Origin of the sequence: Candidatus Tenderia electrophaga, from assembly GCA_001447805.1 — a bacterium.
GTDB classification, from domain to species: Bacteria; Pseudomonadota; Gammaproteobacteria; order Tenderiales; family Tenderiaceae; genus Tenderia; species Tenderia electrophaga.
Genome location: CP013099.1, coordinates 706,368 through 731,536 on the forward strand (window position 1 = coordinate 706,368; position 25,169 = coordinate 731,536).

Genomic DNA, 25,169 nt, shown 5'->3' on the forward strand with positions numbered 1-25,169 from the left:
GCCGATTCAGTCGATCTGCTCTTCGCGCAGCTCTTTGCCCTTACCGTGGGGATAGGGCCACTTGAAATGTCCGTAGCGGATGGCCAGCACCGCCAGGGCCAGCAGGACAATGGCGCTGGATACCGCCATGATCTTCCAGGCGTCCATGTCTTTGGCGTCCAGGATGAGATATCGCGCCAGGGCGACGATGCCGATATAGATGGGCATGCGCACCGGCAGCTTGCCTGATTCTAGATAGACCCCGACCATGGCGATCACCTCCAGGTAAAGGAACAGCAACAACAGATCGGCCAGGGTGACCCTGCCGGCCTTGATCATATGCATAACCTCCTGGCCGCCGGCGATCAGCGTGGCGATGGCGATCACAAACAGGCCGCCGTATTCGAGGAGGCGAATACCCTTGCGGCTGATATGATCCGGGTCTACAGACATGTTCATAAACTCTCCCTGCGAGTTATTAATTGTCCACTGTATGTGAGGGTGGCAACGACGGTTTTCAAGCAGAATGAACGTTTTATTGTGCAGACACATGAATTGAGCCGCCTGGCGGTGTATGCCCCGGCGGGGACGCTGCAGGCCCAGGCCGTCCAGCTGGCGCTGCGCCTGGGCTTGCCCATGATAACAAAGCCAGCTGAAAATACGTTCTTGTTGCGCATGACGCCGCAGCGCCTGGAACTGGTGCAGACCGGCCCCGGGGCGCCGGGGCCGGTGTATGTGGATTTTGTCGCCGGCGCCATGGGGCACCGGCGCCGCTTCGGCGGCGGCCGCGGACAGCTGGTGGCCAAGGCGGTCGGTATCAAAAAGGGTTTTATCCCCAGCGTCATCGATGCCACTGCCGGTCTGGGGCGGGATGCCTTCGTGCTGGCCCAGCTGGGTTGCCGCGTCCACATGCTGGAGCGCTCGCCGGTGGTGGCGGAATTGTTGCGCGACGGCATGCAACGCGCCGCGCGGGATGTGGAGGTGGCTGAGACCGTCGCGCGTCTGTCGCTGGCGGTGGGGGAGGCCGGGGACTACTTGCGCAATCTCGATGTCTCACAGGTGCCTGACGTGGTCTATGTCGATCCTATGCATCCGGCGCGCGGCAAGGCCGCCGCGGTGAAAAAAGAGATGCGCCTGTTCCGGCAGCTGGTGGGCGCTGACGAGGACGCCGCCGAGTTATTGCAAGCGGCGCTCGCGGTCGCCGGAAAACGCGTGGTGGTCAAGCGGCCGCGCAAGGCTCAGGCCATTGCAGGCCCTGCGCCGAATCTGGTGTTTGAGGGCAAGAGCACGCGCTTCGATGTCTATTTAAAGCACTGACAGGGGTTGACGAATGGAACAGCGATTGGAAGATCTGGAAGTCCGCATCACCTACCTGGAATCAACCGTAGACGAGTTGAACCAAGTGGTGATCAAACAGCAAGGCCACATCGATCTGTTGATCGAGGAATTGAAACGCCAAAAACAGCAGCTGGAGCAGGGCGGCGAGTGGGTACGGCCCTTATCGGAAGAGACCCCGCCGCCTCACTATTGAGGCGGCTGCTGTGCGTCCTGAGGCAGTTCCTCCTCACGGCCGAGCAGCTTGGCGATGGCCGGCACGCCGAAGAGTTTGAAGCCTCTCAAGGCTTCCGGCGGATGACCGGCCACGCACACCAGGGGCTTGCCGTCAGCGACGCCCATGATCAACGGCCGTCCCGACTTCATTGGCACACCGTCCACCAGCAGTTCGCCCACCTGTTTGATCAGATCGGAGATGAAGTCGCGGCCGCCCACGGCGGTGCCGCCGGCGATGACGATCATGTCCGCATCCTGCAAGGCTTGTTTGACCGCGCCGACGAAGCTGTCGAAATCATCGCCCATGATGCCGCCCAGTGCGGGCACGGCGCCGGCGCTGCGCACCGCCGCCGCCAACATGGGGCTGTTACAGTCGCGGATCATGCCGGGTTTGAGTCCGGCGGTGTAGGGGATGACCTCGTCACCCGAGGCAAATAGGGTCACGCGCGGCTGACGCGCGACCTGGACCTGATCCAAGCCGAGGCTCGCCAGGGTGCCGATGTGGGCGGCCTCGATCAGCGTGCCGGCGCTGATGATGGTGTCGCCCTGCTGGATATCGCAGCCTTGATCCTCGATGAAAAAGCGCGGCGGGAAGGGGCGGCTGATACTGATCTGATCACCGTCGCGCTGGGCCTCCCACATGCGCACGATGGAGACCTGGCCGTCGGGCAGGATGCTGCCGGTGTGCACCTCCACCGCCTCGCCGCTGCCGACGCTCGGGCAGCGCGCATCCCCCGGCGCCACGTGCCCCACGACCTTGAAACGTTTCGGCTTGTCTTGCGTAGCGCCCTGGGTCTCCGCGGTGTTGACCAGAAAACCTTCCACAATGGCGCGGTGGTAGGGCGGGGCGTCTTCCGGGGCCTTGAGATCGGCATGCAGGGTCCGGCCCAAGGCCTGATCCAGCGCCACCGTCTCGGCCGTCATGGCGCCTGCGGCCAGCGCGTTGATGAATGTCTCCTGGGCGTCCGGCAAGGGTGATTTCTCTGACATAAGGCCTCTTCGCTGTTGGCTGTTTGGCTAGCCCGGGGATAATACTATCTTTCTGATTCGAAACATAACGGCGCGGTAAAGCGCGGGGCCGTTAGCGCGCGGTCAGAATTAGCGACATTCGCCCACCGAGCCGGAGCGGCAGCGGCTGCGGTCGTTCCAAGTGGTATAGCTTAACTGCGCGCCGCTGATATCCACGTTGATCATTTCGGCCTGGGCCAGGGTGGCGCTGCTGAGATTGCTTTCGGACAGATCGGTATTGACCAGAAAGGCCTGGTCCAGTTTGGCCTTTTCCAGGTCGGCCCGGTGCAGCACAGTGTCTTCCAGATTGGCGCGTGACAGCACCGCCTTTTGCAAATTGCTTTGGCTCAGATCGGCGGCGGTCAGCTGGGCCTGGCTCATGGTGGCGCCCTTGAGATTGGCCTTGATCAAGGTGGCGCCGCTGAGATTGGCGTCATACAACTTGGCGTCTTCCAGATAGGCGCCGTTGAGATTGGCCTGACTGAGATTGGCGCGGTCGAATGTGGCGCCCTTGGCCAGGACATTTTCCAGATTGGCCTGGCTCAGATCGGCGGCAACCAGGTAGGCGTCGAGCAACTTGCTGCGGCTGAGATTGGCGCGTTGCAGCCGGGCGCGGCCCAGGTAACTGTTGCGCAGGTTGGTGTTGCTGAGATCGGCGCCTTCGAAGTTGACGCCGTCGAGCACGGCGCCGCGCAGATCCATGCCGCTCAGGTCGATGCCCGCCTTGTCGCAGTCCTTCCAGTTGACATTGGGGGCGGGGGGATCACTACAGTCGGCCTGGGTCAGCGGACTGGCGAGCACGAGCGCCGCAAACAGCAGGCCAGGCAGTGAATGGCTGGAACGGTGTGTTTTTGTTTTTCGCATGATCTCTCTGACAACCGATTCCTGCCAATGTTAGCAGATCATTGCGTGGTCAGGCGTTCACCCCATAGATCATGTTCGCCTGCCGCGACGATCGTGGCGTGGACCCTGTCGCCCGGCGCCAGGCCGGGGGCGTCTTCCAGAAACACCTGGCCGTCGATCTCGGGGGCGTCGGCATAGCTGCGGCCGACGGCCTGTTCGCCGTCGCTTTCGTCGATGAGGATCTCCAGGGTCTGGCCGATGCGCCGGCGCAGCTTGGCGGCGCTGATGTCGGCCTGGAGTTCCATGAAACGCTCCAGCCGTTCCTGTTTTACCGCTTCCGGCACCGGGTCGGGGAGGGCATTGGCGGCGGCGCCCTCCACATCTGAATAGGCGAAGGCGCCGACCCGGTCCAGTTGCGCCTGGTCGAGAAATTCCAGCAATTGCACGAAGTCTTCCTCCGTCTCGCCGGGGAAGCCGACGATGAAGGTGCTGCGCAGCACCAGTTCGGGGCAGGTTTTGCGCCAGCCCTGGATGCGCGCCAGGGTGCCTTCGATGTTGCCGGGCCGTTTCATGGCCTTGAGGATCTTCGGACTGGCATGCTGCAGCGGTACGTCCAGATAGGGCAGGATGAGTCCCTCCGCCATCAGCGGAATCACCTCGTCGACATGGGGATAGGGGTAGACGTAGTGCAGGCGCACCCAGGCCTCCAGTTCGCCCAGGGCGCGGGCCAGCTCGGTCATGCGCGTCTTCAGCGGGCGGCCGCCCCAGAAGCCGGTGCGGTATTTGACGTCGACGCCGTAGGCGCTGGTGTCCTGGGAGATCACCAGCAGCTCGCGCACGCCGGCATCGACCAGGTGTTCCGCCTCCTGCATCACCTCGCCCACCGGCCGGCTCACCAGGTCGCCGCGCATGGAGGGGATGATGCAGAAGCTGCAGCGGTGGTTGCAGCCCTCGGAGATCTTCACATAGGCGTAGTGTTGCGGCGTCAGCTTGATGCCCTGGGGCGGGATCAGACTGGTGAAGGGGTCGTGCTGCGGCGGGAGATGCTGGTGCACCGCGGTCATCACCTCCTGGGTGGCGTGGGGGCCGGTAACCGCCAGCACGCTGGGGTGGGTCTGCTGCACGATGTCGCCCTTGGCGCCGAGGCAGCCGGTGACGATGACCCGGCCGTTTTCCGCCAGCGCCTCGCCGATGGCCTCCAGCGATTCCTCCACCGCGGCGTCGATGAAGCCACAGGTGTTGACCACCACCATGTCGGCACCGGCGTAATCGGGGGCGATCTCATAGCCTTCGGCGCGCAGCTGGGTGATGATCTGTTCGGAATCGACCAGTGCCTTGGGGCAGCCGAGGCTGATGAATCCGACTTTGGCTGGAGGGTGTGACATGAAAAAAGCCTGCTTGAATGAAGCAGGCTATTCTAACCGACATCCTTGTCCGAGGATATGTGGGCGTCAGGTAATGACGAACAGCTCACGCTCTGCCGTGCCATAGCGGCGCCGGGTCGGCGGGCCGTCGCTGTCGCGGTGCGGGGCGGCCATGCGTCGACTGAGTTGCTCGCGGGTGCTATCCAGGGCCTTGGTCACCAGGGCACCGGCTTGGTAATGATAATAGCTCAACAGGCACCGAACCGGTTCATGCAAATTGGCGCGGCCGGCGGCCTGAAAATCGGTCCAGGCGATGATCGGGAGGTCGTTCAGACTGCTGTCCACACAGACCCAGGAGTCCTCGTCGAGGATCATGTTCATGTGCGACAAGTCTTTTAGTTGCAAGATAATGGGTCCGGGCAGGCGGCGCAGGGCCAGGCGCACGGTGTTGTAATCCCGGGCTTGGACCCGGCTCTCGGCCTGGGTGTATTTGGGAACGTCCTTCAGTCTCCACATCATGGCGTAGTCTCCGTCGGTTGTGGCGCTATAAACAGGCAGCAAGTTCCATGCCGCAAAATCCCGCCTACACCTTAAGACAACGGCAGCCGGAAATCCTTCCTTTAGTCCCCTTTCTCGCCACCGTCCGGAGTGAGATGATTTCGGGGGGCGGTATGGCTGGCGTGCGCGACCGAGGCGCGCACAGGCATGCTTGACAGTCTGTCGAGCACGCTGACGAGGCCGGGCCGGGCGTCGCAGCAAGGAGGGGATGAGAAAAAGGGGATAGGGGATGAGTGATCGGCAACGAGCATTAATGCGCATATCGACAGCATCGAAGGGGTGGCCGACCTGATTGCGGAAATCGATCAGGATGAAAAGGGCGTGCCCATCCTGCTGAAACAGTATCTGAAGCTGGGCGGTCAGGTGTTGGAATTTAATGTGGACGACCCGTTTAGCAATGCTCTCGATGGCTTGATCATGGTCGATCTAATGGCCACCGATCGCCGTACCCTGAGTAAGTACATGGGTCCGGCGGGGATGGAGCGTTTTTACAAGTACCGGCGCGACATGGCTGCGACAGCGTCGGCCGCTTAATCGGCCTGGCGGCGCTGCAGGCTGTTGATCACCGCGTCCACGGCGCGTTCGAATATGGGCAGGCTTTCCACCAGCGCGGCCTGGCCGGCGCGGAACTTGGACGCCAGTTGATTGAAGCTCAGATCGGCGGCGATCTTGAATTTCCAATTGATGAAGGTGCATTCGCCCAGCATGTCACTCTTCCAAGACAGTTTGATCTTCTGCTGCTTGCCTTTGCTGTCCGTCAGCGAGATCCATTGTCCCTGTTTCAGGTCCTGCACCATGGACCAGTAGTGGTCGTCGATCTCGGGGAGGGTTTTTTCATTGACGAATGCGGATGACATGACGATCTCCTCTACCTCAGTGTCGAAAAATTGCGCCGCTATCGCTTGTTTGCGCGACGGTGCGGACCCCGGACGATCGGGATTGATGTCGCTGAGCAGGTCGTCCAGCATGTCGTCCACGTCACCCAATTCTGACAGGGATTGGCGCATGGCATCCAGCTCACGGTTGATATCCACGCACGCGGCGGCCGGATTGTCGTGCGCCGCCTTGACCTTGACGGTCTTGTGCTGGCCGCCGGCGTCGCCGCGCAGATTGGCCAGGTGCAAGGCCTCCAGTTCAGCCAGCAGTGCGTCCAGCCGCGCTGGCGGATAATAGATATTTTCCAGCTCACCGCGCAGTTTGCGCACCAGTTCGGGGACGATTCTGCCCAGTCGCTGCCGTTCGGGCTTGCCGCTGACATCCACCGACCAAATGAGTAAATCGATAAACAGCAGGTTTTCCTGCCAGTGGTCGCTCTCTTGGCCGTCGTTGAGATAGGTCTCGATCATCACTTCTTTCCACGGGCCGTCGAGCAGCTCGAAGACGGGTTTGGGCAGACGGCGGTCGTTAATGGCGGCGGCGATCACATCCGTCACCCAGGCGCGGCTCAGGGCGTGTTGTTCGCGCGCCTCGATGCGTTGGCGGCTGATCTCCTGGGACTGATGCTCCTGTTCCGATTCATGCGCCAGAAACTGCTCGAAGGCCTGCAACAGCTCGACAAAGAGCGACACGTCATCGTTGAAATCGTTGCAGATACGGCTGACGACGTCGTCTATGCTTGCAATCAAGGGGCAGTTGTCACGCGTGATGTCATTGCCCAGTCCCACCGCGGCCTTGGCCATCTGGTTCAGCAGTTTTTTGGCCGGATGTTGTTTGCTGCCGAAGAACTCTCGGTCCACCAGCGCCACCTTGATCATGGGGATCTGCAGCCGGGCCAGCAGGGCCTTGGCGATGGTGGGCAGGTGATCGTCGTCGAGGATGAAATCGAACAGCATGTCGACGATGTTGATGATGTCGTTATCAACGGCGCTGATCTTACCGCGGCGTCTGAGCGCGTTGATCTCGCCGCGGAAGCTTTCGGCCGAGGTGGCCAGGTTGAATTGCTGCAGCCTGGACAGCACGGCCATGACGGCGGCGCTGTCGGCGCTTGAAGCCCCGCCCTGGGCGGTGCCGTGCGGCGCCTGATCAAGCCCGGCATGCTGCCGCTGCAGCAGACCGCGCAGGGTCTCCAGGGTGGAAGATGGCAGCGCGTCGCGATAGCCGGCGCCGTTGTAGAGCGAGGCCTGGGTCGGGCTGACCGCACTGTCGTCAAGCCAGGCGATATCCTCCGGCGGTGCTTGGTGGCGCGGCGAGGCATGGTCCCCGTTCGGTTGCTTGTTGACCTGCATCTTCAGCCTCGGCAATACACCCGCCGAGATAAACAGCACGTTGGTTTCGTCATACAGGGGCTGCAGATGGGCGAGCACATGCCGGTCGAACAGTTTATAGATGATGAGTTTGATCTTGATGTCATTGTCCAGCGCGTTGACCGCTTCGTGGAAGGCATGGCAGATGGCTTTAGGGCCGATGGGGATGCGTTCCCGCGCCGATGCGGCGTCGCCGATGATGGCCTGAAAGCGTTGCTCGATGGCGTGGAGTTCCCGCGGGTAGCGACTCTTGACCTTGGCCGTCATGCCGGTGAGGGCCAGCGACTCTTCCAGGTCGCGCTCCTCAACCAGGCTCATCTCCTCCGCGTCCAGTTGTGCTGATCCCTGGGGCGAGGCGCCCTGTGCGGAGCATTGCAGAAACTCAACGAAACCGCGTTCCAGATGTCGTTTGAAATCTTGTTCCAGATCGCCGCGCGCCAGGCGCAGTTCGCGCATGGCGTCGAAGTAGCTGGTTTGCTCCTGGTTGCTCTCGGCCTTGTCCGCCAGTTCGAAAAGGATATCGTCGGCATTGTCCAGCATTCTCTGCAACAGCGCCGGCAGGTACTTGAGCGCGATGTTCCGGCTCTCATCAACGAGATAGCCGGGCCGGGCCGACTTTGGGTTGGTGTTGAGCGGAATGACTTTGCCGTGTCGCATGGGACTCTCTGTTAGATGTCTTCAACCGTCTTGTCGGTATGGGATGCTACGTTCGGGTTAACGACAGTCTGCGGTAGAGGCTTAAGCACAGAACCGCCGCTGACATGAGCGGGCCGGTGTTTTTGTGATGCCGATCAAGAAAGTGCAGCGAGACGGCAGCAGTGCCGCCGTGCTGTTGCGACGCTCGGGCGCCGACCGCAATCCGGCGTTGTGAGCACTGCTGCGATGGGCTATATACAAAGTGAGTGAATAGACGTGCGCTAAAAGGGACTTGGTCCAATTTTGCAGCAGGAGGATGAGAAAATGAGTGATTTTTGTGTGGTTGTGGCGGACAGCGCGCGGGCGCGTTTGTTTACCCTGGAAGAGTCCGGTGTCGCCGAGGGCGGCCCCAATCTGGTGGAGATTTCCAGCCTCGCGAATGCAGCGGCCGAGGCGCAGGACAACGAGATCTTTGCCGCAAAACGAGGTCGCAACACGGCCCCCGCCGAGGGCGGGATCCATGCCTATGACGACCATCGTGAGGACCATAATCAGGAAAATGAGCGGCGTTTCGCCAAGGATGTTATCGCTGCAGCGGTGCAGACCCTGCAGCGTGAAAAGGCGGGGGTCTTGGTGCTGGCTGCCAATCCCCGCATGATGGGCTATCTGCGCGAGGCCCGCGACGCGGCGTCGCTCGATGTCAGAGTCAAGGAGGTGCACAAGGATTTGACCAAGCTGTCGGTGCATGAGGTGCATCGACACCTGACGGCGGACGGCTTGTTACCGCAGCGTGAGCCGGCCGAGAGCCAGCGTTACACGCCCTCAGGTCAGCCGCAATAAGCACTGGCCCGTGAGCCGAAGGGTCTGCGACGCAGGCCTTTTTTGGCATTGCAGATACTTCGTTGTGCCCCGGGGCGCAGGGTCGCGCCCAGCGCCGATCCTTTTTCTATGATCAGGAAATGTTTATATAGAACCGCCAGGCGAAAAATCCCGGGCATCGCCGGGATTATCAGCGGGCGCTTGAGCTCAGGCAGCCGTCTGGCCGCGTGGTCTCGGGGCAGGTCGAGGACGGGGAGTCCGGATATGTGGAATCACGTGGTCGGCAGTGACGCCGTACCATGTGCCGCAGGCGATCAATGCGCTATCCACAGTCTTAAAGGTGAATAGATGATGGCCTTCGCGGGTAATCAGCGTGGCCGATTTGTCTGCCCATTCTTTGATGTAAAACGCCATGACGACCTCTCCTGGTTCAGATTCGGAGCCGTCATTGTGCGGCGCGACGCTTACAGTTTTATGACGAGCGGATGGCGCTCGTATGACAGGCGGCTGCGCCGGCGTTATTGATCCTCTTCCACATCGCGCTGCGGATCCCAGCCCTGTTGTTTGGCCCGTTCCACGGCCTCGGTCTGGATACGCTCAAAACGTTCGCGCAGCTCGGGCGGCAGCTTGCTCACCTGGAAGCCGTATTTGCCCCACTCGTTACTGGTCTTATGCCATAGGTCTTGGATGCCTTCGGATAGCCAGCCCTCGCAGGTCTGGGTTTCGGGAATGATGCCGAAGATCCAGGCGTCGCGGATGATCTTGCCGGTGTCGGTCATGCCGCCGTAACGATCGTTATGGATGCCGACATATTTCTTTTGTCCTTTGCTGCTGCGCATGACTTGATTCTCCCGTTGTGGACGTGGCGATTATACCAGTCTTGCGCAGGCAAGACCTCGCCACAACACATTTGTCCGGTGTAAATCGCAGCCAATCACGGCGCTTAGTCGCTTGCTCGTTGCATCGGTCATTCTCAATGGGGTGCATTCAGCACCGTGAATCATTGAGTATTGTGAATGTTGCGGATTCAAACTATCGATTGGTCACAATGCGCCCCCGGGAATAGTCTTAGCTCCGAAGGCTTTTGGACAACCACAGCAGGAGTAACTGACTATGGCAAAGAAATATGATGCGGGCGTTAAAGAGTACCGCGATGTGTACTGGACACCGGACTATGTCCCCCTGGATACCGACTTGTTGGCCTGTTTTAAGGTCACCCCGCAGGAAGGTGTGCCCAATGACGAGGCCGCCGCAGCCGTTGCCGCCGAATCATCCACCGGCACCTGGAGTACCGTATGGTCGGAATTGCTGACCGATATGGAGTTCTATAAAGGTCGCGCCTATCGTATTGAAGACGTGCCCGGCGACAAAGACGCCTTTTATGCCTTTATTGCCTATCCCATCGATCTGTTCGAAGAAGGTTCCATCGTCAACGTGCTGACCTCCCTGGTCGGTAACGTATTCGGCTTCAAGGCGGTCAAGCATCTGCGCCTGGAAGACATCCGTTTCCCCATCGCCTTCGTCAAGACCTGCCTGGGTCCGCCCAGCGGCATCCAGGTGGAGCGCGATAAGCTTAACAAATACGGCCGTCCGCTGCTGGGCGCTACCATTAAACCGAAGCTGGGTCTGTCGGCCAAGAACTACGGCCGTGCCGTGTACGAGTGTCTGCGCGGCGGTCTGGACCTGACCAAGGACGATGAGAACGTCAACTCCCAGCCCTTCATGCGCTGGCAAAACCGTTTCGAATTCGTCGCCGAGGCGGTACAAAAGGCGCAGCAGGAAACCGGCGAGACCAAGGGGCATTACCTCAACGTCACCGCCAACACGCCGGAAGACATGTACGAGCGCGCTGAGTTCGCCAAGGAGCTGGGTCAGCCGGTCATCATGCATGACTTCCTCACCGGCGGCTTCACCGCCAACAGCGGTCTGGCCAAATGGTGCCGCAAGAGCGGCCTGTTGTTGCACATCCACCGTGCCATGCATGCGGTCATCGACCGTCATCCCAAGCACGGCATCCACTTCCGCGTGCTGGCCAAGTGCCTGCGACTGTCCGGTGGCGACCACCTGCACACCGGGACCGTCGTCGGCAAGCTGGAAGGCGACCGCGCCTCCACCATGGGTTACGTGGATCAGCTGCGTGAGTCCTTCGTCCCCGAAGACCGCAGCCGCGGCATCTTCTTCGACCAGGACTGGGGCTCCATGCCCGGCGTCTTCGCCGTCGCCTCCGGCGGTATTCACGTCTGGCACATGCCCGCCCTGGTCACCATCTTCGGTGATGACTCCATCCTGCAGTTCGGTGGGGGTACGCAGGGCCACCCCTGGGGTAACGCCGCCGGCGCCGCCGCCAACCGTGTCGCCCTCGAGGCCTGTGTCAAGGCGCGTAATCAAGGCCGCGACCTGGAACGCGAATCGCGCGAAATCCTGGAAGGTGCCGCCCAGCACAGTCCCGAGCTGGCCATGGCCATGGAGACCTGGAAAGAGATCAAGTTCGAATTCGAAACCGTGGACAAACTCGATATCGGCTGATCCCGGACGCATTCAAATTAGGAGAACACCATGCAAAACACACCCACTCAAATGGGCGATTACCGCACCCAAGAGACCCTGGAGACCTTCTCTTTCCTGCCGCCGCTGACGCAGGAAGAGGTCTATGAGCAGATCAACTATATGCTCGGCGAAGGCCTGACGCCCGCCATCGAGCACGAAGAGCCGGCCAAGGCCAATAATCATTACTGGACCATGTGGAAGCTGCCCTTCTTCGGTGAGCGCGATCTGGGCAATGTGGTCGCCGAATTGGAGGCCTGTCACCGCAACTACCCGGATCATCACGTGCGCCTGATCGGTTACGACAACTATGCCCAAAGCCAGGGCGTTTGTTTCGTCGTCTATCGTGCCAAGAGCTGGTAAGGCGGGGGCTGCCGCCATAGCGGCGGCAGCGACGAACGCGAATCCAACATGAGGTAACAGAAATGGCCCAGCAAACATTGTCAGGCCGAGCCGCCTCTCTGGCGCGCCGGCAGGCCCAGGTGCACGGCAAAGCCGCGTTACCGCCCAAGGGCAGCGGCGCCAAGGCGTCCGCGCCGCAGGCCGCTGCGAGTCGGCCGGCCGCCAGTGCCGGCGGTGACAGCGGTCGCGATGCCGCCCGCGCCCGCCGCCGCGCCATGGCCACCCACGGCAAGGCCGCGGCTCAATCCGGTGATCGCCAGCGCATGGTGGACACCATGCGTCATGCGCGTCAGCAGACCCAGGGGGATAAGGGTAAAGACTGCGGCTGTGGTTGCGGCGGCAGCGGCGAGTGCGACAAGCAGGCCGCGGCGGCATCCCCGGGTGATTCCCAGCGTAGCCCCCAGAGTAAGTCGCAGAGTAAGCCGCTGAGCACCAGCGCTGCGGCGGCCAAACCGATGCCGCGGCGGCGTGAAGTCAAACCGGTAACGGCCGCCAATGCCGGGCGCCTGAATGCCCGAATGCGGCGCCTGGCCCTGGCCCGCCACGGTAAGAACGGCGTCGACGCGACGGCCAAGGGGATGAACTCGGCGCAGCTGGTCAAGCAGCAAAATCCGGACATTTCCGGACGCGAGCTGGCCCGCAGCGTGCGTGCCCAGCGTGCCTGCAACGGCGCTCAGGGTAAGACCCGGTCGGCGCCGGTGGGCAGGCAGCGTCCGCCGCGTCCGGCGGATGACGTCACCGGTACCCACGTCGGTCACAGCACCAAGACCACCGGCAGTGAGACCGGCTTATGCCGCAGCATCACCGGCACCGAGTACTTCTCTGGCGCGGTGTTCAGCGAATTCTGCCAGGGCCAGCCGCCCCAGGCGCCGCGCAAGGTCGATGTCACCACCACGCTGCGCGGCGGCCAGGTGACCAGCGGCGGCCGGGTGGGGCGCGCGTCCCACGTTACCGGCGATGAGCGCGGCAGCTGTCGCAACGTCACCGGTAACGAATACGTAGGGCGCGAGCAGTATGACGATTTCTGTCCGTCGCGGCCCGAGCCGGGCAGTGCCAAGGTCAGCCATTCGCAGACCAGTCGCGGCCAGATCGTGTCCGGCTCCAAACCGGCCCGCTCGGAGCGGGTGACCGGTGACGAGGCGGGCACCTGCAAGGCGGTCACCGGCACGCCCTATGCCGGCGCCGAGCAGTATAAAGACTACTGTGCGCCGGACCAGGCCCGCTTGGCCGAGACCCGCAGCCAGCGGCGTCCCGCCATGGCCGGCCGCGACATCACCGGCCTGCAGCCCGGACTGGGCGGCCTCACCGGCGCCGAGAAGGGTGCCTGCGAACCGGTCAGCGGTACCGGCTATATCGGTGCCGCCGAGCGTCAGGCGGTATGTGGTACGGCCCCGGCCCAGCCGGGCGAGGCCGATTTTCCGCAGTCCTTGGCCGCGGCCCCGTGGGGCGCCTTCAGCGTAGTCGCCCCCGGCCATGCCACGCAGGGCGCGGCCGAGCCGCATGGCGTTACCGGTACCCGCTATGAACAGGGGCGTATCAGCGGCACCTTCTCCCTGGCCGAGGGCAAGATCACCGGCACCGAGCAGTTCCGTTTCGGCGAACGCCAGGGCCGTGCCGCCGAGGCCGCTCAGGCTGTCCCGGCGGCGGCGTCGCAAAGTGCGCGCGGCATTACCGGCGAGGGCATCGATACCGGTCTCAAGATCACCGGTGACGATTGGGACCGCGGTGATCGGGTCACCGGCACCGAAGGCATGTCGGCGGTGAAGCGGAATCCCACCCGGCGCGGCCCTGTCAGTGCCATGCCGGCGCATGCGCCCAAGCGTAACGAGGATCTGCCTCAAAGCGAACTGCTGGTCACCGGCGGCAGTGGTAATAGCGACAAAGGGGCGGCGGTGACTGTGTCCGGCGGTGCCCGGGGATAGTCGAACTGTCCCTGGCCGGCGCTCATGGCGCCGGCCGCGACGGAGAGTGAGCCAGGTAACTTAGTGACAACGGATGAAGACGATGTTCAATACACGAGCTAAAGTCAGACGCACCCTGCCCGGGCCGCCACCACGGCGTCCGCTGGCGGCCGCCTCTGGTGCCGGCGTCGGTATCGGGCACCATCCGTTGGTGCGCGGCGATGAAAACGCCCGCCTGTATCAATACGAACAGGCGGTCAAGCAGGCCTTCGCCGGCATCGAAGCGGTACTGCGTCAGCTCGCTGCCTGGCAACACGAGTCCGATTTCGTCGGCCGTGCCCAGGGTCACGCCCGCGCCACGCTGGGGTTTGAGCTGCCGGCCGAGCTGTTGCAAGACACCTGGATCCAAGCCTTGGATACCGGCCGCCTGTATGCCTGGTGCGTGTTTGAGACCTTTCGCCGCATGTCGGCGGAGTTCTTTGAACAACGGCCGCTGGCAGTGGAGGGCGCGGCGAGCTTCCACGCGTTTTTGCAGCAGTGCGGCTTTCATACCTTGGATATATCGCCCTGCGCCGACGGCCGCCTGGCCCATGTCATCCGCTATGTGCTGCGCCTGCCGCACGAGCCGGTGCGGCGTAAGTCCTATGCCGGCGCCCTGTTCGATGTGGAGGACAGCCTCGAGAAGTGGGTGGAGACCGAGATGCTGCGCCAGCGCGAAGGCCGGCCCAACGCCGCCGACGCGCCGACACGTTATTTGAAGGTGGCGGTGTATCACCACAGTTCCACGCGGCCCGATCAGGAAGGCTGCGCGGCCCACGGCAGCGACACCCGGCGTGCGGCCCAGGGGGCGCTGGAACGGTTGCAGGCGTTTCGCCAGGGCGTGGAAAACAGCTTTTGCTGCGGCGCCTCCATTGACCTGCTGCTGATCGGCGTCGACACCGACACGGATGCCATCCGCCTGCATCTGCCGGATGCGGACGGCGCCATGGATGTGGATGACTACATCGATGCCAACGAGCTTTATCACGCCACCGCCAATGCCGCCATGGGCGACGCGGAGGCCACCGTGCAGGATCATCTGCGCCGTCACTGCAGCGCGGCGAATATGACGGTGCCGGCGCCCGGCATGTTGCGTCTGGCGGCGCGCCTGCTGTGCGCCAATCTGGCACAGATCGATTACGTGCGCCGCTATCACGGCGGCCGCTATGCCGACATCGGCCATCAGGAGCGTTTCATCGGCATGGGCATCGGCTTTGAAGAAGTGCAGTTGCGCAATCTGACGTATTTCGCCTATCTGCGCACGGTGGAAGAAGGTGCCCAGGATCTGGACGTGGGGATCAAGATCTTCAACGGCTTGAATGTGCGTCGCGGTCTGCCCATACCGGTGGTGATCCGCTACGACTACCACGGCCAGGTGCCGGGTGCCCGGGCGCGGGCCGAGGCGCGTTGCCAGCAACTCGAAGCGGCCTTGCAGCAGCGCTATCACGCGTACGTCGAGCAGGGTCTGTTGCATACCCTGTTGATGGTGCGCGACTGCCATGCCGGCGCGTCGGCCGAGGTGGTGGGGGGTTCCCTGCTGTGTAGTGATCAAGAGGTGCACTGATGAAGATCTGCAAAGTTGAAAAGCCGCTGGTGGCCACCAACCGCATCCCCGGCCTGGAACACCGACACCTGCAAGTGGTGCTGGACGGCAGTTCGCGTCTGGTGGCGGTGGATGCGGTGGGTTGTACCCCCGGCGATTGGGTGATCTGCGTCGGCAGTTCGGCGGCGCGCGAGGCGGCCGGCAGCAAGGAATATCCCAGCGACCTCACCATCGTCGGCATCATCGACTACTGGAGCGAGGAGGCGCAGGGCTGATGGAGATCATGCAGGTGGTCGGACCACTGGTATGCACTCGCCGTCACCCTGGTCTGTATCAGCACAGCCTGCGGGTGCTGCGCGATGCCAAGGGCAGGATACAGGTGGCCCTGGATACCAGCGGCTGCCGGCCGGGCAACTGGGTATTCGTGGTGAGCGGTTCGGCGGCGCGCTATGCCTGCGGGGATGCGCGTGTACTCACCGATCTCACCGTGGGCGGGATTATCGATTTTTGGGACAGGACTGAACATTAACCAAGTAAGCGTATTTTTAACGAGTCACAACTCAAGATGGAGAGAAGACAATGAGTGAACACAACTACGGTATTGCATTAGGCATGATCGAGACCCGCGGTCTGGTGCCCGCCATCGAGGCGGCGGACGCCATGACCAAGGCGGCGGAAGTGCGCCTCATCGGTCGCGAATATGTCGGCGGCGGTTATGTCACCGTGCTGGTGCGCGGTGAGACCGGCGCAGTCAACGCCGCCGTGCGCGCCGGCGCCGACGCCTGCGAGCGGGTCGGTGACGGTCTGGTGGCGGCCCACATCATCGCCCGTCCCCACAAAGAGGTCGAGCCGGTGCTGGGTAGCAACCTGGCACTCGACGCCAAGTAATTCTTTTCGCCATAGATATAGGAGATAAAGACCATGGCAAATGATACATACGGTATTGCATTAGGCATGATCGAAACCCGCGGGCTGGTGCCCGCCATCGAGGCGGCGGACGCCATGACCAAGGCGGCGGAAGTGCGCCTCATCGGTCGCGAATATGTCGGCGGCGGTTACGTCACCGTGCTGGTGCGCGGTGAGACCGGCGCGGTCAATGCCGCCGTGCGCGCCGGCGCCGACGCCTGCGAACGGGTCGGTGACGGACTGGTGGCGGCCCACATCATCGCGCGTCCGCATCGCGAAGTGGAGCCGGTGCTGGGCGGCCCGAAAGAGTAACCGGGTAGGGTCCGGGTGGGGGTGGGGAGTGCTCCTCTCTAGCTTTCCGCCGGCGCCCGGGCCCGATTTTACAGTGCAGTCTGGAGACGGTTCATGACACAGGATCCTGCCATTCTGGGGTTTCTGGGACGTGCCCTCAGTTTCGAGCTTTCCGCGGTGCAGCAATATCTGTCGCTGGCGCGACTGTTGCAGCTGCGCGGCATGACCGAAGTGGGGCAACGTCTGCGACAGGAGGCGCAGGATGAGATGGAGCACGCCGATCGCATTATCGGTCGCATGTTGGCTCTGGGCGTGGCGCCCAATGCCAGTCAGTTGCGACCGCCGCGTCTCGACGGTTGCGTGACCGATGTGCTGCAGCATGCGGCACGCCTCGAGCACGACATCATCAGCCTGTATACGCAGGCCGTAGAGTATTGCGCGCGGCGTCAGGATCATGAAAACCGACTCTTCTTCGACACCTTGTTGCAGGAGGAACGGCAACACGCCGGTGCCATCGACCAGTGGCAACAATCGTTGACGGCGGGTGAGTGGGGCCGGGACACGAAAACTTAATTATCAGCAAGCGAGGAGTATGACCGTGATGAACGATTGGAAACTACGCAAACGTCCGGCGCGTCTGGAGCGTCGCATCGAGTTCGACGACTATGAGCAGACCCGCGAATTTCTCGAACGGGCCGCCGAGCTGGCCGAACGCGAAGGCTATTACCCGGACCTGAGTTTCGGGCGCACCCATGTCAACCTCACACTGCAGCCGCAGAACGATGCCGATGAGATCGGCGAGCCGTTGATGCAATACGCCCGCGAAGTGGATGCCTTACTGCCGGAGCGCCAGGTGAACTGAGATCGGCGCATACCCCCGCTAAATCGCAGCGCAGGAGAACAGCAATGACGAACAAAGCAAATGATCAGAAACCCAGTGGTGCCGCCGGTGAGGCGGCGCCAGCGACAAAAGACCGCGGCACTGCTGCACAGCGTGCACCAGCAAAGAAAGCGGCGCCGCGCGCGCAGGCAGCAGCGAGTTCTGAAAATAAAGACAACGACCCGTTCGCATCACGCCGGGTATGGCCGGACTGAGCAGCGTCGCCGACGCTCGCTGAGTTTTATCGACTTTCTTCAATAGCTCCGGTTGGCAATATCAATTGGCGTCGATCTCATGCCTCAGTGATAGTAGAGCTTGATAGCTCACCACTAAACAGCGGAGAAATAAGATGGGAAGTTTGACCAATTTGTTGTTGCCGGCGGTGCTGTTTTTTGCCTTGGGGTTTGTCGCCCGGGTGATCAAGTCCGATCTGCGTTTTCCTCCCGATCTTGCCAAGGTGTTATCGATTTATCTGCTCATGGCCATCGGCCTGCACGGCGGTTATGAGCTGGCTAAGGCCGATATAATGACGGCGGTGAATTCCATCGTCTGGGCGCTGGTCCTGGGCTTCACGCTACCCATTATCGGTTATATCGCGCTGGTGCTGACGCGCAAGGTGAATCCTATGGACGCGGCGGCGATCTCGGCCCATTACGGCTCGGTGAGCGCCGGCACATTTCTGACCGCCATCGCCTATCTGGATAGCGCCGGGGTCTCCTACGAGACCTATCCTCTGATTATGCTGGCGGTGATGGAGTCGCCCGCCATCATCGTCGGTCTGTTGCTGGCGGCCAAGGCGCGCATGTCCCTGGCGGCGCGCGACGACGTCGTGGCAGCGGGCGACGGTACGACGGCAATGAGCGCCGATGACGGCAACGAAAACGACGCCCATAGCATGGCCGCGCTGCTGCGTGACGCCTTTACCAACGGCAGCGTGGTGGTGTTGATCGGCTCCATGATCATCGGTGCCATCTCCACCCCCTCAGGCATGGAAAAACTGTTCCCCTTCATCGACGACATCTTTATGGGGGTGCTGTGTCTGTTTCTGTTCGATATGGGCATGGTGGCGGCGCGCCGCATCGGCGATTTCCGTAAAGTGGGTCTGGTGTTGGCGGCCTTCGGCGTCCTGATGCCCTTGCTCGGCGGCGTGGTGGGCGCCTACGTCGGCTTTGCCATTCTCGACTTCAGCGTCGGCGGCGCCACCCTGGTGGCGGTGCTCGGCGCCAGCGCCTCCTACATCGCCGTGCCGCCGGCCATGCGCCTGGCGGTGCCCGAGGCCAACCCATCCTTTTATCTAACCTTGTCCTTGGGGATCACCTTTCCGTTTAATGTGCTGGTGGGAATTCCCCTGTATCACAGCCTGGTGCAGAGCATGGCAATGTCAGGATGAGGACCGTTGATTGAAACTGGCGAACAAAATAGGTGAACTATGGTAGCGTTATATCCTGAAAAGCTTCTGACTATCATCTCTATTGATTCCATGGAAGAGTCGCTGGTGGCTTCGTTTAAAAAGTACGGCATAAGTGGTTATACCGTCATACGTGCCCGCGGCGAGGGAGCATCCGGAATACAGGCGGACATGACCGGCTTCGATGCCAACATCATGGTCAAGGTGGTGCTGCCGTTAGAGCGTTTGCAGCCCTTGCTCGAAAGCCTGGAACGCAAGATACGCAAAGGCCACCACTTGACCGTGTTCGTGGCCGATGTGCAGGTCATCACGCCGGATAAATTCACACGATCTCTGCGCTAGGGGCATGGCGATGCCGCAGTCGCGAAGATCGAGAGTTGAAATATGATAAACAACGATGCTAACCCCAGATTCAAAGGCGGCTTGCCCGACTATTTGATTCGGCATGTCACCTTTCGGCAGATGCAGATCTTCGAAGCGATTGTGCGCCTGGGCAGTTTTACCCGCGCCGCCGAGGAACTGTTTTTGACGCAACCCACGGTGTCGACCCAGTTTAAGAAGCTCTCCGACACCATGGAGTTGCCCCTGCTCGACCAGTCGGCGCGCCAGTTCAAACCCACCGAAGCGGGCGAGGAACTGTACCAGACCATTCGCAAGATCTTCGACTCGCTGGCCGATCTGGACACCCGCCTGGCCGAACTCAAGGGCCTGCGCCGCGGCCGGCTGCGCCTGGGGGTGATCACCACCGCCAAGTATTTCGCGCCGGAGATCCTGGGTGATTTCTGCCGCCAGTATCCCGGGGTCGACGTGGCCCTCAAAGTTACCAACCGCGATCGTATATTTCAGCGCATTCACGAGAATGAGGATGACGTCTACATCCTCGGTCAGCCGTCGGAAAAGGAATTGGGCGTCAAGTCCTATCCCTTTGCCCCCAACCCCATGGTGGTGATCGCCGCCAAGGACCACCCGCTGTGCGCCGAAAGTGATATCTCGTTGGCGCGTCTGGTCAAGGAGCCATTCATTTCGCGCGAGGTCGGGTCGGGCATACGCGACACCGCCATGAAGATGTTCGCCGCCCACGGCCTGATCCCCAACATTCGCATGGAGCTGGGCAGTAACGAGGCCATCAAACACGCCGTGGTCGGCGGTCTGGGCGTGGCGCTGCTGTCGTTGCACACCCTGTCGCTGGAAGGGGCGGACGGGCCGGTGGACGTGCTGGATGTGAAGGGCTTTCCCATCGAGCGCAAGTGGTACCTGGTGCATAGCAAGGACAAGGAGCTGTCCCCCATCGCCCGCGCCTTTCTTGAATTCGCCATGACCAAGGAGGCGCCGATTCGCGCCCACATGGCCGATCTGTTAGAGAAATTCTCCAAGCGGCACAGGCGTCGCCGCGCCGCGCCCAAGCGCAAGACCTAACCCTCATCAATCTGGATTGCGGCTGTGATTAAGCTTCGCACGTATGTGTTTATTGATTCCCTGCAACCGCAGTTGGCGGCCTATATGGGGACAGTGGCGCAAGGCTTTCTGCCGGTGCCGGGGGATGCCTGTCTGTGGGTGGAAGTGGCGCCGGGGATGGCCATCCACCGCCTCAGCGATGTAGCCCTCAAGGCCACCCGCGTGCATCTCGGGGCGCAAGTGGTGGAACGCGCCTTCGGCTCGATGGTGTTTCATCACCGTGATCAAAGCGATGTCTCCGAAGCGGGCAGGGCGCTGCTGTATGCCCTGCATACCCGCGAGGAGGCACGCCAGAAGTGCCGCATCGCCTGGAGCGAGACGGTGCGCTCCATTACCCCGGATCACGCCGTGTTGATCAATCGTCAGGACCGCAAGGGCTCCATGATCCTGCCGGGTCAGAGCATGTTCATTCTGGAGACCGAACCCGCCGGCTATATCGTCTATGCCGCCAATGAGGCGGAAAAGGCGGCCAGTATTACCTTGGTGGATGCGCGTGCCGTGGGGGCCTACGGTCGTCTTACCCTGGCCGGGCGTGAGGCGGATATCGATGCCGCGGCGCAGGCGGCGATTCACGCGGTGCAGGCGCTGTCAGGCGTATAAGCCACGTGTCTTACCGCAGATTTATCGCGATTGCCCGAGGCTGCTCTGGCTACGACCCGTGCTGAGACATGGGGGATAAACGGGCGCCGCCTCTGCGCACGCGGCGTGTCTTGTCCACCATGCGATGCAGCGACAGGGCGTTGTTGAAACGCGATACCTGATGCAGCGGCACCCAGGCCACTTGGTGGGATTCGTCATTACCCGGCAGGGGCAGGCGGTCATCGATCTCCAGTAGAAAGCGGATATCGAAATGGGTGTGACGCGGGTCGTGTTCGCTCTCGTGCACCACGTGTACATCGACGTCGAAGATGGCGTCGTCGAGCAGGCGGATCTGCGCCATATCGATACCCGACTCCTCCGCCGTTTCCTGCATCACCACCCGGTGAATATCCGTCTCGCCGTCGGCATGACCGCCCGGCTGCAGCCAGCGCTCCAATTTGCGATGATGCAGCAACAGCACCCGGTCGCGCGCCGGATTCACCACCCAGGCCGAACCGCTGACATGGCCGTGCATCAGTTCGCGATTGAAACAGTCCGGGTGTTGCGCGACGAAGCGGCGCGTGCGCGCCACCATGCCCGCCTCTTCCATGTAGGGCGTACGGTAGCGGGCCAGCAGCTGCAAGAGTTGTTGCCGATGCATAGGGGTGATGGTTCCTCAGCGGGTTGCTCGGACGCGACTTTGATGAATAGCTTAGCGCAATGCTGGCGTCGCCATGATTGTGATGTTCTATGGCGGGTATTGAGGATGGTGAATGCCTCGGCTAGCGGCGGCGCTTGTCGACGAAGGCGATGGCTTCGGCCACGGCGTCGTGTACCGATTCGCCAATCAGCCGGTGCTCGTCGGCGGTGAGGTAAAAGGCCAGGTCGACGTGGTGACGCACATAGCGTGCCGGCAGGCGATTGAGGGCGACGCAGGCGACGTCTTCGAGAAAGTCTTCGTCGGCCTTGAGTTTGTGTTTCTTGAGGCTGTGTCTGATCTCCGTGAAGACCAGACGTTCATAATAGTTGTGTACCGAGTCGAAGGCCATAAGGGAATTCTCCTGGAGGCCGGATAGGCGAAACTTTGCCAAGTTGCTGAAGTCTGATACATTCATCGGGCCTGATAGGTGTTAACTTGAATTCGAGAGCTGTCGATAGTCGAGCGATGATGTTGCGTCAAAGCCAAAAGATATTCGCCGCCTTGCTGGCGCTGGCCCTGTTGCTGGCGCCCGTCGAGTTCGTCTATGCCCATGACGTCGAGCCGGGGCCGATGCCGATGCAGCATCAACATCACGCCGAGGCCGACCACGCCGCTGCGGCGCAGGGCGTCGACAGCGGTGCCCACGCCTGCGGCAGCCAGGGTGGCTGCAGCCTCTGCGTGTATTGTAGTCCGGCCCTGAGTCATGCCCCCCAGGTCGGCATAGATCGGCCCCAAGCGCCGCGCATTGCCGCCGCGGCGCCGGCCTACCACGGTATCGATCTGCCGGTCGATATCCGACCTCCGAAAACGCTCTGAAGCATGATTTGACGGCCCCCGGCCGTCCGCGATGCGCCTGAACCGTCGGGCGTTGACGATTGCTTTGGAGATCGACCATGAACAACTTTTCAGTCAGCTGCGTGGCTGTGGTGCTGATGCTGGTGCTGGCAGGCCGCGCGCTAGCCGCGCCAGCCCTTGAAACCGATACCTTGTCACTGCCCGAGGCGCTGCGCCAGGGCCTGGCACAAAGTCCGGGTCTGGCCGCCAGCCGTGCCATGGCCCTGGCGGCGCGGGCGCGGGTACCCCAGGCCGGCAGCTTGCCCGACCCGCGCTTGAACATCGGCCTGGCCAACCTGCCCAGCGACAGTTTTTCGCTTTCCCAAGACCCCATGAGCCAGATCCAGGTGGGCATCAGCCAGGCCTTGCCCTTTCCCGGTAAGCGCGGTCTGGAAGAGGAGGTGGCCGAATACCACGCCGAGGCAGCCAGACAGGGCAGTGACGAGGCCCGCCTGGCCTTGCTGCGCGACATCAAGCAGGCCTGGTGGGGCTTGTTCTATTTTGATCGCGCCCTGGAGACCAATGCCAATAACCGCGGCCTGTTCGAGCAGCAGTTGGAGACGGCCCAGACCCGCTACACCGTCGGCCGGGGCGAGCAGCATGACATCCTGTTGGCGCAGCTGGAATTGGCCCGCCTGGACGATGAACGCTTGCAGCTGCAACAAGCGCGCGGCGAAACCGAGATCCTGCTCAATCGTCTGCTCAACCGTCCCCCGGAGACGGCTATCCACCTGCCTGAGCAGAGCGCCGCCGCCTTGCCCCTGCTATCAGATATGGCGCAACTGCAGGCCGTTGCCCTGAACCAACGTCCGGATCTTTTCGCCGCCCAGGCCCGGCTGGAGGCAGCCCGCGCCCAACGTGCCTTGAGTGCGCGGGACCAGTATCCCGATTTTACCCTGGGCGCCATTTATGGTCGGCGTGACGGTCGTCAGGACCTGGCCTCCATCCAGTTTTCCATGAGTCTGCCCTTGTATGCAGGGCGCAAGCAGTCCAAGGCCGAGGACCAGCGCCAGGCCGAGTTGATTGCCGCCCAGGAACAGCTGCGCGACCTGCACAGCCGCGTGAGTGCGGCCGTGGCGTCGGCGGTGCTGCGCTACCGGCGCGCCCGGGATCAGGTCACCCTGTTCGAGCAGGCCATCCTGCCGCAGGCGCGCCAGACGGTGGAGGCCATGCTGGCGGGCTATCAGGTCAACAAGACGGCCTTTATCAATCTGGTGCAGGCCCAGGCTGACTTGTACGACTACGAAACCCGCTATTGGCGGGTCTACAGCGCCGCCCATCAGGCCCTGGCCGAGCTGGCGGCGGCCATCGGCGAGGAGAGGATGTATGAATAAGACAGTGATCATGGTGGCGCTGGCGGCGCTGGGACTGGGGGCGGCCGGGGGCTACTTGTTGAATGAGAGACTCGGCGCGCCCGCCAGTGCCAAGCACGAAGCGACCTCGGGCCAGCGTGAGGTGTTGTTCTGGCGTAACCCGATGAACCCTGAAATTACTTCGCCGGTATTTACTCAGGACGAGATGGGGATGGACTACATCCCGGTGTATGCCGGCGGCGACGACGCTGCGGACACGCCGGCGGGCACGGTGAGCATCGACCCGACCGTGGTGCAGAACATCGGCGTGCGCACCGCCGTGGTGGAGCAGCGCCCATTGGCGCGCCGTATTCATGCGCTGGGCCACGTGGATTTCAACGAAGAGCGCCTGGCACGGCTGCACCCCAAGACCTCGGGCTGGATCGAACAACTACGTATCGAAGAGACCGGCACCGCCGTTAAGCAAGACACCATCCTGCTAAGCATCTATGCGCCCGACCTGGTGGCCGCTCAGCAAGAGTATCTGGTGGCCTTGAGCAACTGGGAGGCGCTGCGCAACAGCGGCGCGACCGCAGTGAAGAATAGCGCCAAGCGGGTGTTGCAGAGCGCCCGCCAGCGTCTGGAGCTGTTCGATGTGCCGGCCCACCAGATCCACGAATTGGAGCAGTCGCGGGAATTGATGCGCAATCTGCATATCCATTCGCCTTTCGCCGGTCGTGTCATGAACATCGGCGCACGCGAGGGGCAGTACGTTACGCCCCAAGACGAGCTCTACCTTATCGCCGACCTGAGCCGCATCTGGGTCTCGGTGGATGTCTACGAAGACGATCTGCCCTGGATCGAGCTGGGCGACAGGGCTGAACTGGAGGTGCGCGCCGCGCCGGGTGAGGTGTACGAAGGCGAGGTGAGCTTCATTCATCCGGTGCAGGATCGCCAAACCCGCACCGTGCGCGTGCGTCTGGCGGTGGACAATCCCGATCTCACCCTCAAGCCCGGCATGTTCGCCAATGTGGTACTGCACGCCGACCCACGCCCCGACGCGGTGGTAGTGCCCAGCGAGGCCATCGTCCGCTCCGGTCAACGCGAGCAGGTCTTCGTCGCCCGGGGTGAAGGCAAGTTCATCCCCCGCGACGTGCAATTGGGCATCAGCGCCGGCGGTGAGACCCAGATCCTGTCCGGCGTGGAACCGGGCGAGCGGGTGGTGGTCTCCAGCCAGTTCCTGATCGACTCTGAATCCAAGCTCAAAGAGGCGACGGCCAAGATGATGGCGCCGGAGCCCGTGGATCACGGCATGTCCATGGAAGGGATGGAAATGGACGACATGAGTATGGATGACATGGATATGTCGGAGATGGGGGAGTAGACCATGGCTA

At 62.2% G+C, this 25,169-nt stretch carries 30 protein-coding genes; 21 read left to right on the forward strand and 9 right to left on the reverse strand.

The window, feature by feature from the left end; all coding sequences use genetic code 11:
* Positions 1-6: 6 nt before the first annotated feature.
* Positions 7-432, reverse strand: coding sequence for a hypothetical protein (locus Tel_03240; protein ALP54716.1), 426 nt, complete (start codon positions 430-432; stop codon positions 7-9).
* 84 nt (positions 433-516) lie between these two features.
* On the opposite strand from Tel_03240, the gene Tel_03245 reads away from it, so the two are divergent.
* Together Tel_03245 and Tel_03250 are read left to right on the forward strand one after the other, a co-directional pair.
* Positions 517-1,296: a hypothetical protein gene (locus Tel_03245; protein ID ALP54717.1), complete on the forward strand. Its 780-nt coding sequence runs from the start codon at positions 517-519 to the stop codon at positions 1,294-1,296.
* Positions 1,297-1,309: 13 nt separating this feature from the next.
* Positions 1,310-1,510, forward strand: coding sequence for a hypothetical protein (locus Tel_03250; protein ID ALP52239.1), 201 nt, complete (start codon positions 1,310-1,312; stop codon positions 1,508-1,510).
* Here the strand turns inward: Tel_03250 and Tel_03255 are convergent.
* From Tel_03255 to Tel_03270, 4 genes are all read right to left on the reverse strand, one after another.
* A complete protein-coding gene (locus Tel_03255) occupies positions 1,504-2,520 on the reverse strand; it encodes a hypothetical protein (GenBank protein ID ALP52240.1) in 1,017 nt (338 codons plus the stop codon). The genes Tel_03250 and Tel_03255 overlap by 7 nt on opposite strands.
* Positions 2,521-2,628: 108 nt before the next feature.
* Entirely contained in the window at positions 2,629-3,402 is a 774-nt protein-coding gene (locus tag Tel_03260; protein ID ALP52241.1) for a hypothetical protein, read from the reverse strand.
* A 38-nt stretch (positions 3,403-3,440) separates the two neighbouring features.
* The gene (gene rimO, locus Tel_03265; protein ID ALP52242.1) at positions 3,441-4,766 is read right to left on the reverse strand and encodes a ribosomal protein S12 methylthiotransferase RimO; all 1,326 of its coding nucleotides are present in this window, start codon (positions 4,764-4,766) and stop codon (positions 3,441-3,443) included.
* A 66-nt stretch (positions 4,767-4,832) separates the two neighbouring features.
* Positions 4,833-5,264, reverse strand: a complete 432-nt coding sequence (locus tag Tel_03270; GenBank protein ALP52243.1) for a hypothetical protein — start codon at positions 5,262-5,264, stop codon at positions 4,833-4,835.
* A gap of 318 nt (positions 5,265-5,582) precedes the next feature.
* Here Tel_03270 and Tel_03275 point away from each other — a divergent pair, with 318 nt between their 5' ends.
* A complete protein-coding gene (locus Tel_03275) occupies positions 5,583-5,837 on the forward strand; it encodes a hypothetical protein (GenBank protein ALP52244.1) in 255 nt (84 codons plus the stop codon).
* Here Tel_03275 and Tel_03280 read toward each other — a convergent pair.
* Positions 5,834-8,203: a hypothetical protein gene (locus Tel_03280; protein ALP52245.1), complete on the reverse strand. Its 2,370-nt coding sequence runs from the start codon at positions 8,201-8,203 to the stop codon at positions 5,834-5,836. The two genes, Tel_03275 and Tel_03280, sit on opposite strands and share 4 nt — an antisense overlap.
* A 303-nt stretch (positions 8,204-8,506) precedes the next feature.
* Here Tel_03280 and Tel_03285 point away from each other — a divergent pair, with 303 nt between their 5' ends.
* Entirely contained in the window at positions 8,507-9,022 is a 516-nt protein-coding gene (locus tag Tel_03285) for a hypothetical protein (protein ID ALP52246.1), read from the forward strand.
* Between the two features lie 497 nt (positions 9,023-9,519).
* On the opposite strand, the gene Tel_03290 is transcribed toward Tel_03285, so the two are convergent.
* A complete protein-coding gene (locus tag Tel_03290; protein ID ALP52247.1) occupies positions 9,520-9,840 on the reverse strand; it encodes a hypothetical protein in 321 nt (106 codons plus the stop codon).
* 274 nt (positions 9,841-10,114) lie between these two features.
* Here Tel_03290 and rbcL point away from each other — a divergent pair, with 274 nt between their 5' ends.
* From rbcL to Tel_03360, 14 genes are all read left to right on the forward strand, one after another.
* Positions 10,115-11,527: a ribulose 1,5-bisphosphate carboxylase gene (rbcL, locus tag Tel_03295; protein ALP52248.1), complete on the forward strand. Its 1,413-nt coding sequence runs from the start codon at positions 10,115-10,117 to the stop codon at positions 11,525-11,527.
* A 30-nt stretch (positions 11,528-11,557) separates the two neighbouring features.
* Complete coding sequence (locus Tel_03300; protein ID ALP52249.1) at positions 11,558-11,908, forward strand: ribulose 1,5-bisphosphate carboxylase small subunit; 351 nt, start codon at positions 11,558-11,560, stop codon at positions 11,906-11,908.
* A 62-nt stretch (positions 11,909-11,970) separates the two neighbouring features.
* Positions 11,971-13,869: a hypothetical protein gene (locus Tel_03305; protein ALP52250.1), complete on the forward strand. Its 1,899-nt coding sequence runs from the start codon at positions 11,971-11,973 to the stop codon at positions 13,867-13,869.
* Between the two features lie 172 nt (positions 13,870-14,041).
* Positions 14,042-15,451 (forward strand): carboxysome shell protein, encoded by a 1,410-nt coding sequence (locus tag Tel_03310; protein ID ALP54718.1) that lies wholly within the window; start codon positions 14,042-14,044, stop codon positions 15,449-15,451.
* On the forward strand, positions 15,451-15,705 hold the full coding sequence (locus Tel_03315; GenBank protein ALP52251.1) for a carboxysome shell protein: 255 nt from the start codon (positions 15,451-15,453) through the stop codon (positions 15,703-15,705). Before Tel_03310 ends, Tel_03315 begins: the two co-directional genes overlap by 1 nt.
* On the forward strand, positions 15,705-15,959 hold the full coding sequence (locus tag Tel_03320) for a carboxysome shell protein (protein ID ALP52252.1): 255 nt from the start codon (positions 15,705-15,707) through the stop codon (positions 15,957-15,959). Before Tel_03315 ends, Tel_03320 begins: the two co-directional genes overlap by 1 nt.
* Before the next feature lie 50 nt (positions 15,960-16,009).
* Complete coding sequence (locus Tel_03325; GenBank protein ALP52253.1) at positions 16,010-16,318, forward strand: carbon dioxide-concentrating protein CcmK; 309 nt, start codon at positions 16,010-16,012, stop codon at positions 16,316-16,318.
* A gap of 33 nt (positions 16,319-16,351) precedes the next feature.
* Positions 16,352-16,648 (forward strand): carbon dioxide-concentrating protein CcmK, encoded by a 297-nt coding sequence (locus tag Tel_03330; GenBank protein ID ALP52254.1) that lies wholly within the window; start codon positions 16,352-16,354, stop codon positions 16,646-16,648.
* A gap of 111 nt (positions 16,649-16,759) precedes the next feature.
* Positions 16,760-17,200 carry a bacterioferritin gene (locus tag Tel_03335; GenBank protein ALP54719.1) on the forward strand — a complete coding sequence of 147 codons (441 nt, stop codon included), beginning with the start codon at positions 16,760-16,762 and terminating at the stop codon, positions 17,198-17,200.
* A 28-nt stretch (positions 17,201-17,228) separates the two neighbouring features.
* The gene (locus Tel_03340; GenBank protein ID ALP54720.1) at positions 17,229-17,489 is read left to right on the forward strand and encodes a pterin-4-alpha-carbinolamine dehydratase; all 261 of its coding nucleotides are present in this window, start codon (positions 17,229-17,231) and stop codon (positions 17,487-17,489) included.
* Between the two features lie 367 nt (positions 17,490-17,856).
* Complete coding sequence (locus Tel_03345) at positions 17,857-18,897, forward strand: sodium-dependent bicarbonate transporter (GenBank protein ALP52255.1); 1,041 nt, start codon at positions 17,857-17,859, stop codon at positions 18,895-18,897.
* Positions 18,898-18,936: 39 nt separating this feature from the next.
* Entirely contained in the window at positions 18,937-19,257 is a 321-nt protein-coding gene (locus tag Tel_03350) for a transcriptional regulator (protein ID ALP52256.1), read from the forward strand.
* A gap of 42 nt (positions 19,258-19,299) precedes the next feature.
* A complete protein-coding gene (locus Tel_03355) occupies positions 19,300-20,331 on the forward strand; it encodes a LysR family transcriptional regulator (GenBank protein ALP52257.1) in 1,032 nt (343 codons plus the stop codon).
* Between the two features lie 24 nt (positions 20,332-20,355).
* Positions 20,356-20,970, forward strand: coding sequence for a hypothetical protein (locus Tel_03360; protein ALP52258.1), 615 nt, complete (start codon positions 20,356-20,358; stop codon positions 20,968-20,970).
* A gap of 49 nt (positions 20,971-21,019) precedes the next feature.
* Here the strand turns inward: Tel_03360 and Tel_03365 are convergent, their stop codons facing one another.
* A complete protein-coding gene (locus tag Tel_03365; GenBank protein ID ALP52259.1) occupies positions 21,020-21,610 on the reverse strand; it encodes a nucleoside triphosphate hydrolase in 591 nt (196 codons plus the stop codon).
* 121 nt (positions 21,611-21,731) lie between these two features.
* Entirely contained in the window at positions 21,732-21,998 is a 267-nt protein-coding gene (locus Tel_03370) for a hypothetical protein (protein ALP54721.1), read from the reverse strand.
* Positions 21,999-22,114: 116 nt separating this feature from the next.
* Here Tel_03370 and Tel_03375 point away from each other — a divergent pair, with 116 nt between their 5' ends.
* The 3 genes from Tel_03375 to Tel_03385 all read left to right on the forward strand — a co-directional run bounded on the left by Tel_03375 (position 22,115) and on the right by Tel_03385 (position 25,159).
* Entirely contained in the window at positions 22,115-22,465 is a 351-nt protein-coding gene (locus Tel_03375; GenBank protein ALP52260.1) for a hypothetical protein, read from the forward strand.
* 77 nt (positions 22,466-22,542) lie between these two features.
* The gene (locus Tel_03380; GenBank protein ALP52261.1) at positions 22,543-23,817 is read left to right on the forward strand and encodes a hypothetical protein; all 1,275 of its coding nucleotides are present in this window, start codon (positions 22,543-22,545) and stop codon (positions 23,815-23,817) included.
* On the forward strand, positions 23,810-25,159 hold the full coding sequence (locus tag Tel_03385; protein ALP52262.1) for a hemolysin D: 1,350 nt from the start codon (positions 23,810-23,812) through the stop codon (positions 25,157-25,159). Before Tel_03380 ends, Tel_03385 begins: the two co-directional genes overlap by 8 nt.
* Positions 25,160-25,169: the final 10 nt, after the last annotated feature.